The following is a 13,970-nucleotide window of genomic DNA, read 5'->3' as shown; positions in this document are numbered from 1 at the left end:
ATAATATATCTATACCTATACGACAGTATAAAAAGATGGCCGGGAAAAGGCGGGATGCAGATGGCAACGACGGACATCTTAAACGGCGTCGTGATCCAAAGCTTTGAGCGGAAGTTTCTGGTAGGCAGACTGCGGGAAATACGCTTGTTTCAGCGCTTGCTCGATGGCAAATCGGGCGATAAAAGAGTCGTCAATTTGTACGGGATCGGCGGCATGGGCAAAAGCTTCTTGCTCGACGAGTACCGCCGTATTGCGGAGGAGAAGGGGGTCCGCTTCCTGTCGATCGACAGTCGAGACTTCGAACATTCCCCCCGGTACCTCTGCGACAGGGTCAACCATTTGTTGGACGGGTTTTGCCCGAATGATGCGCTCGTGCGGCAGCCGCTCCCGATCGCGGAAGCGATTCGTAAAATTAACGAATTCGCGTCGATCCAACGACTGTGCATCGCTTTCGACTCCTACGAAGACATGGCCGAGTTGGACCCGTGGATTCGCGAGCAATTCATTCCTCAGCTTCACCCCAATACCGTATTCGCCTTCGGCGGGCGTTATCCGCTCCAAGGCGCTTGGAGACAGTCGCCGGCTTGGCGGGCGATGATCGCTTGGGTTCCTTTAACGGAATTGACGTATCCGGAGGTTCAAGAGTATATAAGGCGGCACGGGATTTGCGACGAGGATCGGGTTCGGCATATCTGGAATCAAACGATGGGACACCCGCTGTCGCTTTCGCTGGCTGTGTACGCAGCAACGGCGGGCGATGCGGCGGATGCGGACGCCGAAGCGATTCCGCTCGGCCCTTGCGAATGGTTGCGGGAAGCCGATCCTGACATTCGGCCGCTGGTAGAAGCGGCATCGGTCCTGCGCCATTTCCACCAAGAGATGCTTGCCTATGTAACGGAACAGTCGGTGAGCGACGACGAGTTTCAAACGCTGACGCGGCTATCGTTCGTCCGGAAGACGGAGCGGGGCTGGGTACTTCACGATCTCGTTCGCGCGGCGATCGCGGAGGATATGCGAACGCGTATGCCCGAACGGTATACGAGCTTGTGGAACCGGGGCGCGTCGTATTATTACAACCGATTGTCGGGTCAAGCCATTCAGCAGCAGGCGGCCGCCCGAGAAGCGAGCGAGGCGTTTTATTACTTGGGCGATTCCTTCATCCGGGAGATGTTTTACCGGACGACATCCCCGAACGATTGGGAGGTCGTGAACGAAACGAATGCGGAGGAAGCGGAACGGTATTTGGAGCGTCGCAGACGGAATCCGAAGGGGGCTAGGATTCCGTACCCGCGTACGGGAACGATCCCGACCGACGACTTCGTCATCACGCCGGAGCAAAGCCTGCTTGCGATCGAACATCTCCAAGCTACGGAAATTCGAACGTTGAAAGAAGCGCAAATTCGTTTGCTTCGAAGGGCTTCCGGCGAAACGGCCGGCTTGTCCGTCGTCATTCCGATCGGGGCGAGCACGCTGGACTTCTTATTGCGCCACCCGCTGTCGTCGGCTTATTTCCAGAGCCTTACCGAACAACAGCTTATCGGCATTCGCGCCACTACTGAACAGCTCCATGGCGTGTATATTTTCGGCCTCGACGTGGAGGATTTTGAGGAAGGGGCGTTGCGGGCCGACGCAGGCGAACACCTGATCGAATGGGTACTCGGGGCCGGGGTTGTCGTATATTCGCCGCCGCCGATCCCGTTCTTCGAAGAGGCGCTTCGGCGGCTGGGCTTCGAATCGTCGGGCGTAGAACATTACGGATACGGAAAAGATACCCCGGCGTCAACGTATGTCTTGGACATAAGAGGGCGCCGGTTCCAACGGTATTTACGGAAGGTCGCGCAGCATATCGATCTCGAGGACCTGCAGGATCGCAAAGGCGTTGCAGAGGATTTGGCGGACCTAACGGATCGAGAACGGGAAATCGTGAAATGGATCGGACAAGGGCTGACGAACGTAGAAGTAGCGAAGCGGCTGTTCGTCAGCGAAATTACGGTGAAGAAGCATCTTACCGCGATTTTCCAGAAACTTGGCATTAAAAATCGAACGCAACTTGTGCGGCGGCTGTAATCCCGCCGTCAACGGGAAAAGAGCAAGTGCCTTCGGCACCTGCTCTTTTCAATCGGCGTTGCGCCGGGGTTGTTTTATTTTCCACGGAATGCCGCTTTGATCCTCTCGATTTGCCCCACATGCTTCTCGATGTGCTCCGTGTATCGCAATACGAGAGCCCGCAGCGTCATCTCCCCTAATTCATCATGGATGCCGACTCGGTCGAACGCCTCATCATCAAGTCTGCGTAACACTTCGGACATCGTTGCCCGCAACAGTTTAAATAGCAGCAAGTAAGTCTCGTGGGTTAATTCCGTATAAAACAACCGCTGCGTCCATAGATCCTGGAACATCGTACGCATCGGCGGCGTGTCTTCCGCGATCACCCGTTTCATACGGTCGACAACCACGAGCTCCGAATCGGCTAGATGAATAATAATTTCTTTAATGCACCAGGAATCAGGCGAAGGCTTATACATGAGCTCCTCAAACGTCACTCCGCGAACTGCCTCTTCGACAAGTCGATATCCTTCTGCATACTTCTCTATAATTTCCATGATTCGCATCTCCAATCGTTAATTGGTCTACATGCCGTTGGCTTTCGTTTCGTTGAACATCCGTATTCCGGCGTGCCGCTCTTGGAATGCTTCTGTATAACCGCTAGTTAGCGTAGGTGCTCCTTACTAAAATAACACCACACTGGGGGTGGGGGAATTATCTTAAAATATAACTATACCTATACGAAAGTATATCTGTCGATCTTAACATTTCTTCAACTAGGAGTTAATTAATAAAAAGGCAAATAAACCCAGTATGCATACATATATAATTCCTTGGACCTATAAAAACAACTGTAAAGATTTCCCGAATATAAATGACAGGTATCGACATTGGCCAATTGTCAATTTCCTAACATTATGGGACAGGAGCATTGATTTTGAAAATGAAACTTAGAAAAAGCTTAACGGTTTTGTCCGCACTATCTGTTTTACTGACAAGCAGCATCACCTATGGAAGTTCGGGAGAGGCCAAGAATAGCAAAGAGGAGCAACTAGCTGCCATTGCCAAGATTACGGCTAATTCCCTAGGTAAAGAACGGATCAACTGGAACAAAGATAAAGGAATTCCTAGCTTTGTAGTCGGAAAGCTCTCCAACAAAAAAGTATATGATACCCGAGGAGCGCTCGCGGCATTGGAGGACAATAAACATTTGTTTCATCTCCTATCCGCAAACGATGAGCTTGCCCTGCTCACGGAATCGAAAGACGACTTAAATATAAGCATGTTTAAGTTTCAACAAGTGTATAAAGGGGTTCCCGTATTCGGCCAGCAACTGATTGTCCATGCCGATGCCAAAGGAGAAGTAACATCCATTAATGGATATTTCGATCCGCAGGTCCGCGGGAAGGGTATAGATATCCATGCAAAGCTTTCTGCTTCTGAGGCCATCCAAGCGGCTAAAAACGATACTGGTTTAAGCGATGTTAAGCATTTCGACAAAGAGGAAGCGCAGCTGTATCTCTATGAGGCACCAGACAAAAATCACTACTTGGTTTACCAGGTGGAGCTTTCCACGCTGGACAACTTCGGTGAGCCTGCCTACTGGGAAGTATTCGTTGATGCTCACGACGGAGCCGTTGTGGATAAAATCGACAACTTGAAGCATTCCTCCGCAGTCGGTACAGGAACTGGAGTGTTGGGGGATACGAGGACACTGCATACTTTTTATAATGAGCAAGAGTATTATTTACGAGATACTACTAAGCCGATGACCGCAAAAGGGGGGCACATAGAGACATACACAGCTGCCGGCAGTACCGATATGTTGCCGGGGTTTAAGCTGTGGGATGAGGATAATGTATGGACAAATCCGGCAGCAGTCGATGCTCACTATCATACTGGTCTCGCCTATGATTATTTTTATACCAAATTTAACCGCGATTCCTATGACGGGAACGGGCATAACATTATATCGACTGTTAACTACGGCTATCAATATAACAATGCTTTCTGGAATGGAAGTTATCTTGTCTATGGGGATGGCGACGGCAGCAAATATCTTGCATTTTCCGGAGCGCTGGACGTTGTCGGACACGAGTTCACCCATGCGGTTGCGGATCATTCCGCTAATTTTATTTACCGCCAGCAATCGGGGGCGCTTGAGGAATCCTTCGCGGATGTATTCGGCGAACTGATTCAAAATAAGCCGGATAACCATTGGCTTCATGCGGAAGACATTTATACCCCGGGTATTGCAGGGGATGCTGCCCGTTCCTTGGCCAATCCAAGAAAATACGGCCAACCTGAACATATGCGCGATTACATCTACATGTATGGCGATAATGGCGGAGTGCATTACAATTCCGGAATTCCAAACAAAGCGTTTTATAATTTCGTGACCTCACCGGAAATCACTCGCGACATTGCCGCTCAAGTGTGGTATCGTGCTCTGACGCAATATCTGACTACGTATTCCGAATTTGCCGATGCCCGCGAGGCAACGATACAATCCGCAATCGATCTGTACGGTGCTGAGTCGAACGTTGTAACAGCAGTTACAAATGCATGGGACCAAGTAGGTGTTTACACAGTGCCGCCAATCGAACCGGACGTCTATGAACCGAACGAATCTCAAGCTGCCGCTTTCGGGCCAATTAGCTCGGATATCCAATATACAGGTAATCTTTACGATGCGGCGGACTCAGATTGGTTTACATTTTCAACCACTAGTGGCGGAGAAATCTCCCTGACGTTCCCGCAAAATACTTACGATTATTACTTTGAATTAAAAGATGAAAATGGTACCACATTAGTTCATAACTTTGGCGAATTGCGTTACAAAAACACGATTGAATACTTAGCTCCGGCTCCTGGAACCTTTTATATTCAAGTAAGTGACTACAACAGCAGTAAGCCTTTCCCGTATGTTTATTCGTTCATCGCCAAATTTCCCGATACAACGAATACAGATATCTATGAGCCAAACAATTCCTTCCAAGCCGCTTATGGACCTATACAGTCTGGGGTAGAGTATCAAGGGAAAATCAGCAAGGAAACGGATGAAGATTATTTCAAATTCACTACTGCGGAATCCGGCAATATTATGATTACCTTAACCGACTTGCCCGAGGAATACGATCTACAGCTTTACGATATGAACCATCGCATCATTGGAGCTGGTTATGCATCAGGGACTTATCCGGAAACCGTTACTGTAGGCACCTATAGCCCTGGCACTTATTATGTCCGTGTTTTTCCTAGAGAAGGATACGATGGTATAAATCCATACACTCTGAGAGTAACTTACCCGGACACGATCACCGAAGGCCAATGGTTTGAAAGGACAGTTACTTCCGAAACGGTACATCCATTTACCCAGCATTACTACAAGACGTTCACAGTACCAAATGCGAAAAAGATAGCCGTTCACTTCAAACGCTTTGAGCTAACCAACTACGAAACCGTCTATATCTATGATAAAGTCTATACTCAACTAGGATTCCATTATGGGCCCAAAAGTGAATTTTGGGCCGCCGTAGACGGTGATACCATCACAGTTCAAGGCAATATCTCGCCATGGGGCGACCCTCCGGGATGGGGATTCATGATCGATAAAATTGCCTATTTTAGCGATCAGCCGATGGAGCCTTAAGTATTGATATCGATAGTGCGAGAGTTATGGAATGGCCCCGACCTGAATGTAGCTAGGTTTTTAGGTTTGCTTATTGTGAGATTTGAATGGTTGTGTTATAGCTTAATTAAGCACATAAATAAACTTTTGGGAGAAAGGGGATTCAAATGGCAGCAGAAGTCATCGGTGCCTCCCTTGCGACAATCGTACAAGGTTGCGGGGCGTTTCAATCTAAAGTGAGATCCCTGTTAAAAGAACGCGGTATTACGGAAATCGACCATGACGCGTGGTATAAGTTAGAAGACGTCGCTTCGGTACTTAACGAGTTAGAACGAACGGTAGGACCTAATCTTATGGTTTTACTCGGTAGATACATTCCGGAAAACGCAATGCTTCCCCCGGAAATCGACACTTTCGAAAAGGCTCTCTTAAGTTTGGATATTGTTTATCAAATGCACCACCGGAACGGGGAAGTAGGATCATACAATATTACAGTAGAAAGCCCAGGGCAAATTCGGGCAATTTGTAATACTCCGGCCTACTCCACTAATGTGAATTTGGGAATGTTTCGCGGATTCGGCAATAAATTCGGGATCGCCCCCAACATCGAAGTTGTCGACCCAAGCGGCGGCGGGGAATTTATAATCCGGTATTGATGACCTCAAACGGGAGTCGTTTAAGTGAATAAGAGATAACTAAACAGCCTTGGTCCCTGAAGTCTATCGGACCAAGGCTGTTTCATTTGAAGGAGGTGCAAAGCATAGCGGTCGCGTATCCCGGCGCGACGTTCAGCGTTAGGGGAAGCCTGTGTGCTCCGTGTATCGTAAAATAAGAGCGCACAGCGTCATTTCCCCTACATCGGCGGCGTGTCTTCGGCAATCACCCGTTTCATACGGTCGACGACCACGAGCTCCGAATCGGCTAGATCGGTACCCTGCTGTTTACATGCCGTTCGCTTTCGTTTCGTTGAAAACCGCTCCGGCCCGGGAAAGTCTCTTCATAAGATTGCGGTCCACGAAACTTGGTAAATTCCAAGCCGTATTTCTTGCGAATAAACCGAGTTTTCCCGTCAAATAAATGTTGATTCCTTTCGTCGGCTGCGTCCATAACATGCCCTGCTCCGGACCGAGTCCGACGCAATAAAGTGTCGTATAACTTTTATGCGTTTCGCTCTTCTTCCCCTGCAGCTCCGCCTTTATGATTTTCGCCAGCCTTGTCGCTTGACCGACCGCTTCTTTGCAAGTCATTTCGTCTTCTTTCCCGGTCGCCGGGTCGACGATCTTCGCGCAATCCCCGATGGCATAGATCCGAGGGAACCCTTGAACATGATAGTGCGGATCCGTCAACAAACGCCCGAAGCGATCGGTCGGCAGCCCGAGTTGGGAGGCGAGGGGATTCGGTTCGAGTCCCAACGTCCAGACGCATACCGCAGCCTTCAATATGCGTCCGTCGTCCAAATAAAGCTTTCCGGATTGGTGCTGCACAGCCCTCGCGTCGTGTACGAGGGACACGCCCATGTCCTGTAACGCCCGCTCTATCCGACGCGCGAACGGCTCGTGAAGGTGGGGCATGAGCCTTCCCTTGGTATTAATTAAACTTACCTGTACGAACGCGGGGTCCATTCCGGCTTTCCGAGTTTCCTCTTTCATCCAGTGGCAAAGCTCCGCCGCGGTTTCGATGCCCGTGATTCCCGCTCCCGCGACGGCGACGCTGAGCCGTTCGCGGCGTAGGGCTTCTTGCGTCTCCTGTCGCGCTTGCTGAATATTTATCAATATTTCGTGCCTGATTTGCTCGGCGTTAGACAAATTATGCAAGGAGATGCCGCCATACTCGGCGGGAGCCGGTACGATCTTGCTGCCTAACGCCAATACGAGCCGATCGTAGCCGAGTTTTTGAATGACGCCGTTCCGAGTTTCAATCGTCACGACTTGCTCCTCGGGGTTCAATCCTAGGAACGAGCCTTGTACGAACTCGATATGCTTGCCCAGCACCTGAGAGAACGGGACCTTCATCAACGCCCCGCCGGCGGCGGCTTTGAATAAGATCATCCTGCGAAAGTGATAGGGCTCCCTATCGACCAACACCAGCCGATAGGCTCGACCAGCTTCCCGGCCCAACCGTTTTTCCAAGAACTTGACAGCGTTTAATCCTGCGTACCCTCCGCCTACCACGACGATGGTTTGCATACAAACAACCTCCCATAAAATAGATAATGTATATTACATATATGTAATATCTATAATTGGGTGTAAAAAAAATTAGCTTACCGCCTCGCCAATTTTTCTTGCAGCCATTGAGCGCTTGCTTCCATCGCTTCCGCCGGAACGGCCGCGGATAATCTCTGATCCAACCAGGTCAACGTTTTGCTCTGAAGGAACTCTCTCATCTTCTGCTCCGCCTCCAACATGACGGCATGAATAGCGCAAGGTTTCTTCCACAGTTCGGGCGGTAAATGGACTCTTTGATTGGGGACGCCCTTCCGCCGAACCTCGGTGCATTGAAACATCGGCTTTGTGCCTTCGATCGCCGCGACAACGTCCCAAAGCGTAATGTCGTCCGCGGAACGGGCCAACTCGTAGCCGCCCTTTACGCCTGGCATGGAACGAACGATGCCCGCCTTCTTCAGCTTCGTAAAAATTTTGGACAAGTAAGGCTCTGAAACGCCTTGGAATTCGGCGATTTCTTTAATGCCCATATTTATACCCTTCGTATGGACAAGCAATGACAAACAATGTAACCCTAGCTCAACTCCGATACTGAATTGCAAGCAAGAACCTCCGTCCTCAAACGTGGATATTAGTTATCTGTAATATACACGGTGTTTCCGGCGGTGTCAAGTTTTAGGGAAAAGGAAGGCGGATGCCTAGAAACAAGGCTCCGCCTAAGGTTTAATCCTTCTGTTCGCAAGCGGCGCTCGTAATCGCGGCTTGCTGCTCTTCCGTGAAATCCTGAAAATCGTTGTCGTTCGCCATCGTCTCGCCGTGCTGATCGAGACGGGATGGCGTCGCTTGCTGCCCGTCCCGCTTCGGATGGTTGTTGCGTCCTGTCATGACCAAAATCACCCCCGAGGGTATTGTGCGCACTTATCGGCAATTTTACGTCCTCGACGTCTGCTCCCCTTCCCTCGACAAAGGAATAAACGATTCCATTACGTGGATAATAATGCAATCAAAACATCGAGGAGGATGTTTCTCTATGCCCGATCATAAGGATCTGCCGCTTACCGGGCCGGAAGTCGGCTCCCTGTGGATGACATATCAAAAAATGACGATGCTGCTGCAAATGATGAAGCATTTTGCTCAGACCTCGGAGACGCCGGGGTATCATCAGTTCCTGGCGGGTCAGGTCGGCGAGATCCAAAGCTTCGCAGAAGAAATAAGGAACATATTCACTGGTGATGGGATTATCATCCCTGTCGGCTTTACCGATCAAGACGTGGATTTGGATGCGCCGGCACTATATAACGACGTCTTCGGAGTTTCCTGGTTTCGTATCATGACGAAAGTGATGATGGGGATGTCCGTCCTGCATTTGGGGGAAGCCACAAGGGACGACGTAATCTCGTATTATGAGCGAAACCTAACGTACGCCAAGAAGATGTACATAGCATCGACGAAGCTGTTGATGGAAAACTCCGCGTTTGCGCCGGGTCCCGTCGTAACGCCGCCTCAGGAGGTCGAGTTCGTTCAAAGCAAAAGTTACATGAGCGGGACGAGCTTGTTCCAAAAAACAAGACCGATCAATACAGTGGAAGTGCTGTATCTTCACCAAGGCATCGAGATCAACCAAGTCGGAGCCGAGTTAATGACGGGATTTGCCCAAGCGGCGCGCGAGCCTGACGTTCAGCAATATTTCGCAAGAGGGAAGAACTTGGCCTATAGTTGTATCGATACGTTCGCAGCCATCCTGAAAGAGAGCGATATTCAGCCGGCGATGTCCCCGTGGGGACGCACGACACGGTCTACCAGAGCCCCCTTCTCGGACAAGCTCATGATGTACTGCACGAACTTGTTATCGGGGTTTAGCCTTGGGAGTAATGCAATCGGCACCTCGTTCTCCATGCGCACCGATTTGCCGATGAAGATGACGCTCATCGCAGCGCAAATTTACGATTTCGCCAAGGATGGGGGTAAGCTGATGGTAAAATATAAGTGGATGGAAGAACCGTTCCAAGCGGAAGACAGAGCAGCCTTACTTAAAACCTAACGCAAAGGGATTGATCATGTCTCGCGAACGGAATGCGACGAGTAGACGCGCAGAGGCGCTGTTATGGAGTATAGCGCTCCCCGGATTGGGCCAATTTTTAAACCGGAAATATCTCAAAGGTGTTGTCATTGTTGGAATAGGGCTTCTCCTTAACCTGCAATCCAACTTCAGTATTGCGGTCTTGTTAAGCGTTCGCGGAAACATCGGACAGGCGATCGCTCAGACCGACTATCAATGGCTCCTGTTTTATCCTTGCCTCTATATGTTTTCCATATGGGATACATACAAAGACGCTGGAGGCGGAGGCTCGACTTACTCGTTCCTCCCATTCGTCGTATCCGCCTACTCGACAACGGTGGGGCTCATGTACTCGCCGAGTTTGACGATTTTCGGGAAGCTCTGGGGGCCGGTATGGTTGCCGGTTCTGGGCGGCTCCGTCGGATTTTGCGCAGGGGTACTGCTCAAAAGATTTCTTCCGGCCAAATAAGAAAATGTGGTTATCGCTCCCCCCATAGTAAGTAAATGGGGCAATTTTGTCTATACTGAGGGGAGAAAACAACGAGTCGCAACGCACCGTCCTCCCCTTGGCAAACCGAGAACTTTTGGATATAATGATATTAAAGTCAAAGAAAGTCAAAGTCAACGATTTTGAAGCGCTGTGTTGACTTCGGCGCTTTCGAACATGGAGGCCACCGTCATGCGGAACACGTCCGACATGATCGAACAATATTTGAAGCAGCTTCTGCAGGCCAGCCCCGACGGCATCGTCGAGCTGCAGCGGAACGAACTGGCGGAGCAGTTCCAGTGCGTACCTTCGCAGATCAACTATGTCATCAGCACCCGCTTCACGCTGGATAAGGGGTATCTCGTGGAGAGCAAGCGGGGGGGCGGCGGATATATCCGGATTCAGAAGGTCGACCTGCCGATGCATGAGAAGATTCACGTGCACGTGTCGCAGACGATCGGAGCCGAGATCGACCAGTCGGCCGCGGAAGGGCTCATCTATCGACTCGAGGAAGCGAAGCTCGTCTCCTGCCGCGAGGCGAACCTCCTGAAGGCGGCGATGCACCGGGAGACGATCGGCCTTAAGCTGCCGCTCCGCGACGAAGTGCGGGCGCGGCTGCTCAAGGCGATGCTGGTGGCGCTGCTGACGAAGTAAACTTCTACCTACGGGAAAGGGGAGTAGCGGCATGCTCTGTCAAGAATGCGGGAAGCGTCCCGCAAGTCTGCATTTTACGAAAATCGTGAACGGCGACAAGACGGAGTTTCACTTCTGCGAGCCATGCGCAAGGGAGAAGGGCGAGCTGATCCCGGGAACGGCGAACGGCTTCTCGATCCATAATCTGCTGTCGGGTCTGATGGAGCTCGACCCGACCGCGAAGACGGCGAACGCTGCGCAGAAGGCTGCCCAGCCGCGCTGCGACTTCTGCGGCATGACGTATTCGCAATTCGGCAAGGTCGGCCGTTTCGGCTGCTCGGAATGCTACAAGCATTTCCAGGACCGGCTGACTCCGCTCCTTAAGCGCGTGCACGGCAATACGACCCATGTCGGCAAGGTGCCGAAGCGGGTCGGCAAGCAGGTGCAGCTGCGCCGGCAAATCGAGCAGCTGAAGCGGGAATTGGCGGCGAAGGTCGAGCAAGAGGAGTTCGAGGCGGCGGCGAAGCTGCGGGATCAAATTCGCGAGCTCGAGAAGCAAGCGTTATGACAGAGGAGGGCGAGAGGTTATGAGCAGATATACGGAAAATGCGATCAGCGGCTGGATGCAGGCGGACGGCCCGGATTCCGACATCGTCATCTCGAGCCGCATTCGAATCGCCCGCAACGTCGGCAACGAGCCGTTCCCGATGCTGGCGACGAACCAGCAATCGGAAGAGGTGCTGAACCGCGTCGCGTCGGTGCTGGAGCAGCCGTCGCTGCGAGCGGTCGGCGATTTCGATCTCGTCTCCCTCTCGGGCATGAGCGATCTGGAGAAGCGGGTGCTCGTCGAGAAGCATCTCATCTCCCCGAACCTCGCGAACGAATCGCGCAACGGCGCCGTCATCCTAAGCGAAAACGAAGCGATCAGCATTATGGTGAATGAAGAGGATCATCTTCGCATACAGGTGCTATACCCCGGTTTTCAGCTGAAGGAAGCGTGGGAGGTGGCGGGGCGCATCGACGACATCTTCGAAGCGATCGTCGATTACGCGTACGACGAGAAGCACGGCTATCTGACGAGCTGCCCGACGAACGTCGGCACCGGCATCCGGGCATCGGTCATGATGCATCTGCCCGCCCTCGTCATGACGCAGCAGATGAACCGGATTCTTCAAGCGATTCAGCAAGTCGGCCTCGCCGTACGCGGACTGTACGGGGAAGGCAGCGAGGTCGTCGGGAACATTTTCCAAATCTCGAATCAAATTACGCTCGGGCAGACGGAGGAGGAAATTATCGACAACCTCCACGGGGTCGCCCGGCAAATTATCGAGCACGAGAAAGCGGCGCGGAACAAGCTGCTCGCGGAATCGCGCACGAAATTAACGGATCGGATTCGGCGCTCCTTTGGCATTTTATGTTATGCTGAGATCATGGACTCGAAGGAAGCGGCCCAGCGGCTGTCCGACGTCCGGCTCGGCGTCGATCTCGGCCTTGTCGAAGGGCTGGCGCCGAACGTCCTGAACGAGCTGCTCGTCATGACGCAGCCGGGGTATTTGCAGCAGCATTACGGCCGGCCGTTAAGTCCGGAGGAACGCGACGCGCACCGCGCGAAGCTGTTCCGGGAGCGGATGCGCAACCAAGCTAGGTAACAAGGTTTCATACCCATATACATTCGGAGGTGTATTCCCCATGATGTTCGGAAGATTTACGGAACGCGCGCAGAAGGTGCTCGCCCTCGCGCAGGAAGAAGCGGTGCGGCTGGGCCATAACAATATCGGTACGGAGCATATTTTGCTCGGGCTCATTCGCGAAGGCGACGGCATTGCCGCGAAGGCGCTCATCGGCCTCGGCCTCGGCCTCGAGAAAATCCAAGACGAGGTGGAATCGCTCATCGGCCGCGGCTCGGAGCAGCCGACGAATATCGCTTATACGCCCCGCGCGAAGAAGGTCATCGAGCTGTCGATGGACGAGGCTCGCAAGCTCGGCCATACGTACGTCGGCACGGAGCACATCCTGCTCGGCCTCATTCGCGAAGGCGAGGGCGTGGCGGCGCGCGTGCTCAATAACCTTGGCGTCAGCCTGAACAAGGCTCGCCAGCAGGTGCTGCAGCTGCTCGGCAGCAGCGAAGCGTCCTCGAGCGGCCACAGCGGCACGCCGGCGAACGTCAACACGCCGACGCTCGATTCGCTCGCGCGGGACCTGACGGCCGTCGCGAAGGACGGCAACCTCGACCCGGTCATCGGCCGGGCGAAGGAAATCGAGCGCGTCATTCAGGTGCTGAGCCGCCGGACGAAGAACAACCCGGTGCTCATCGGGGAGCCGGGCGTCGGCAAGACGGCCGTCGCCGAAGGGCTCGCCCAGCGCATCGTGGCGAACGAAATTCCGGAGACGCTGCGCGATAAACGCGTCATGACGCTCGACATGGGCTCGGTCGTGGCGGGCACGAAATACCGCGGCGAATTCGAGGACCGTTTGAAGAAAATCATGGACGAAATTCGCCAGGCCGGTAATATTATTTTATTCATCGACGAGCTGCACACGCTGATCGGCGCAGGCGGCGCGGAGGGCGCGATCGACGCGTCGAACATCTTGAAGCCGGCCCTCGCCCGCGGCGAGCTGCAGTGCATCGGAGCGACGACGCTCGACGAGTACCGCAAGTATATCGAGAAGGACGCCGCGCTCGAGCGCCGCTTCCAGCCGATCACGGTCGACGAGCCGACGGTCGACGAGGCGATCCTCATTCTCCGCGGCTTGCGCGATCGTTATGAAGCGCATCACCGCGTGAAAATTACGGACGATGCGCTCGAGCAAGCGGTGCGCCTGTCCGACCGCTACATCAGCGATCGGTTCCTGCCGGACAAGGCGATCGACCTGATCGACGAGGCGGGCTCCAAGGTGCGCCTGCGCACGTACACGGTTCCGCCGAACTTGAAGCAGCTCGAGTCGCGG

Annotated in this window: 11 protein-coding genes and 1 pseudogene; 8 read left to right on the top strand and 4 right to left on the bottom strand. The window is 52.8% G+C overall.

From position 1 onward, the window contains the following. Positions 1 to 60: 60 nt before the first annotated feature. Complete coding sequence (locus tag VEZ38_RS06490) at positions 61 to 2,067, top strand: LuxR family transcriptional regulator (protein ID WP_324892530.1); 2,007 nt, start codon at positions 61 to 63, stop codon at positions 2,065 to 2,067. A gap of 74 nt (positions 2,068 to 2,141) precedes the next feature. Here VEZ38_RS06490 and VEZ38_RS06485 read toward each other — a convergent pair whose 3' ends face one another. Beyond that, on the bottom strand, positions 2,142 to 2,603 hold the full coding sequence (locus tag VEZ38_RS06485; protein ID WP_324892529.1) for a DinB family protein: 462 nt from the start codon (positions 2,601 to 2,603) through the stop codon (positions 2,142 to 2,144). 386 nt (positions 2,604 to 2,989) lie between these two features. Here VEZ38_RS06485 and VEZ38_RS06480 point away from each other — a divergent pair, with 386 nt between their 5' ends. Next, the gene (locus tag VEZ38_RS06480) at positions 2,990 to 5,698 is read left to right on the top strand and encodes a M4 family metallopeptidase (protein ID WP_324892550.1); all 2,709 of its coding nucleotides are present in this window, start codon (positions 2,990 to 2,992) and stop codon (positions 5,696 to 5,698) included. Positions 5,699 to 5,844: 146 nt separating this feature from the next. Further along, positions 5,845 to 6,333: a hypothetical protein gene (locus tag VEZ38_RS06475; protein WP_324892528.1), complete on the top strand. Its 489-nt coding sequence runs from the start codon at positions 5,845 to 5,847 to the stop codon at positions 6,331 to 6,333. A gap of 285 nt (positions 6,334 to 6,618) precedes the next feature. On the opposite strand, the gene VEZ38_RS06470 is transcribed toward VEZ38_RS06475, so the two are convergent. From VEZ38_RS06470 to VEZ38_RS06460, 3 genes are all read right to left on the bottom strand, one after another. After that, complete coding sequence (locus tag VEZ38_RS06470; protein ID WP_324892527.1) at positions 6,619 to 7,863, bottom strand: NAD(P)/FAD-dependent oxidoreductase; 1,245 nt, start codon at positions 7,861 to 7,863, stop codon at positions 6,619 to 6,621. A gap of 77 nt (positions 7,864 to 7,940) precedes the next feature. Beyond that, entirely contained in the window at positions 7,941 to 8,444 is a 504-nt protein-coding gene (locus VEZ38_RS06465) for an Rrf2 family transcriptional regulator (RefSeq protein ID WP_324892526.1), read from the bottom strand. Positions 8,445 to 8,565: 121 nt separating this feature from the next. Further along, positions 8,566 to 8,727: a hypothetical protein gene (locus VEZ38_RS06460; RefSeq protein ID WP_324892525.1), complete on the bottom strand. Its 162-nt coding sequence runs from the start codon at positions 8,725 to 8,727 to the stop codon at positions 8,566 to 8,568. Between the two features lie 145 nt (positions 8,728 to 8,872). On the opposite strand from VEZ38_RS06460, the gene VEZ38_RS06455 reads away from it, so the two are divergent. From VEZ38_RS06455 to clpC, 5 genes and pseudogenes are all read left to right on the top strand, one after another. Then, positions 8,873 to 9,883 (top strand): DUF3231 family protein, encoded by a 1,011-nt coding sequence (locus tag VEZ38_RS06455; protein WP_324892524.1) that lies wholly within the window; start codon positions 8,873 to 8,875, stop codon positions 9,881 to 9,883. Between the two features lie 697 nt (positions 9,884 to 10,580). Continuing rightward, complete coding sequence (locus VEZ38_RS06450; protein ID WP_324892523.1) at positions 10,581 to 11,042, top strand: CtsR family transcriptional regulator; 462 nt, start codon at positions 10,581 to 10,583, stop codon at positions 11,040 to 11,042. A 31-nt stretch (positions 11,043 to 11,073) separates the two neighbouring features. Beyond that, a complete protein-coding gene (locus VEZ38_RS06445) occupies positions 11,074 to 11,589 on the top strand; it encodes a UvrB/UvrC motif-containing protein (protein ID WP_324892522.1) in 516 nt (171 codons plus the stop codon). A gap of 19 nt (positions 11,590 to 11,608) precedes the next feature. Beyond that, positions 11,609 to 12,670 carry a protein arginine kinase gene (locus tag VEZ38_RS06440; protein WP_324892521.1) on the top strand — a complete coding sequence of 354 codons (1,062 nt, stop codon included), beginning with the start codon at positions 11,609 to 11,611 and terminating at the stop codon, positions 12,668 to 12,670. Positions 12,671 to 12,710: 40 nt separating this feature from the next. Then, positions 12,711 to 13,970 (top strand): annotated as a pseudogene (gene clpC / locus VEZ38_RS06435) (ATP-dependent protease ATP-binding subunit ClpC); the annotation flags it as partial.

Origin of the sequence: Paenibacillus sp. (genome assembly GCF_035645235.1) — a bacterium.
Lineage (GTDB): Bacteria > Bacillota > Bacilli > Paenibacillales > YIM-B00363 > Paenibacillus_AE.
The sequence above is the reverse complement of the archived record's forward strand: the minus strand, read 5'-3'. Positions and strand labels throughout refer to the sequence as shown.

Bases quoted from the DNA above. Each gene is read 5' to 3' on its own strand.
- VEZ38_RS06450 (WP_324892523.1), top strand. From the start codon at position 10,581: ATGCGGAACACGTCCGACATGATCGAACAATATTTGAAGCAGCTTCTG.
- VEZ38_RS06485 (WP_324892529.1), bottom strand. From the start codon at position 2,603: ATGGAAATTATAGAGAAGTATGCAGAAGGATATCGACTTGTCGAAGAG.
- VEZ38_RS06475 (WP_324892528.1), top strand. From the start codon at position 5,845: ATGGCAGCAGAAGTCATCGGTGCCTCCCTTGCGACAATCGTACAAGGT.
- VEZ38_RS06490 (WP_324892530.1), top strand. From the start codon at position 61: ATGGCAACGACGGACATCTTAAACGGCGTCGTGATCCAAAGCTTTGAG.
- VEZ38_RS06460 (WP_324892525.1), bottom strand. From the start codon at position 8,727: ATGACAGGACGCAACAACCATCCGAAGCGGGACGGGCAGCAAGCGACG.
- VEZ38_RS06455 (WP_324892524.1), top strand. From the start codon at position 8,873: ATGCCCGATCATAAGGATCTGCCGCTTACCGGGCCGGAAGTCGGCTCC.
- VEZ38_RS06445 (WP_324892522.1), top strand. From the start codon at position 11,074: ATGCTCTGTCAAGAATGCGGGAAGCGTCCCGCAAGTCTGCATTTTACG.
- VEZ38_RS06470 (WP_324892527.1), bottom strand. From the start codon at position 7,863: ATGCAAACCATCGTCGTGGTAGGCGGAGGGTACGCAGGATTAAACGCT.
- VEZ38_RS06480 (WP_324892550.1), top strand. From the start codon at position 2,990: ATGAAACTTAGAAAAAGCTTAACGGTTTTGTCCGCACTATCTGTTTTA.
- VEZ38_RS06440 (WP_324892521.1), top strand. From the start codon at position 11,609: ATGAGCAGATATACGGAAAATGCGATCAGCGGCTGGATGCAGGCGGAC.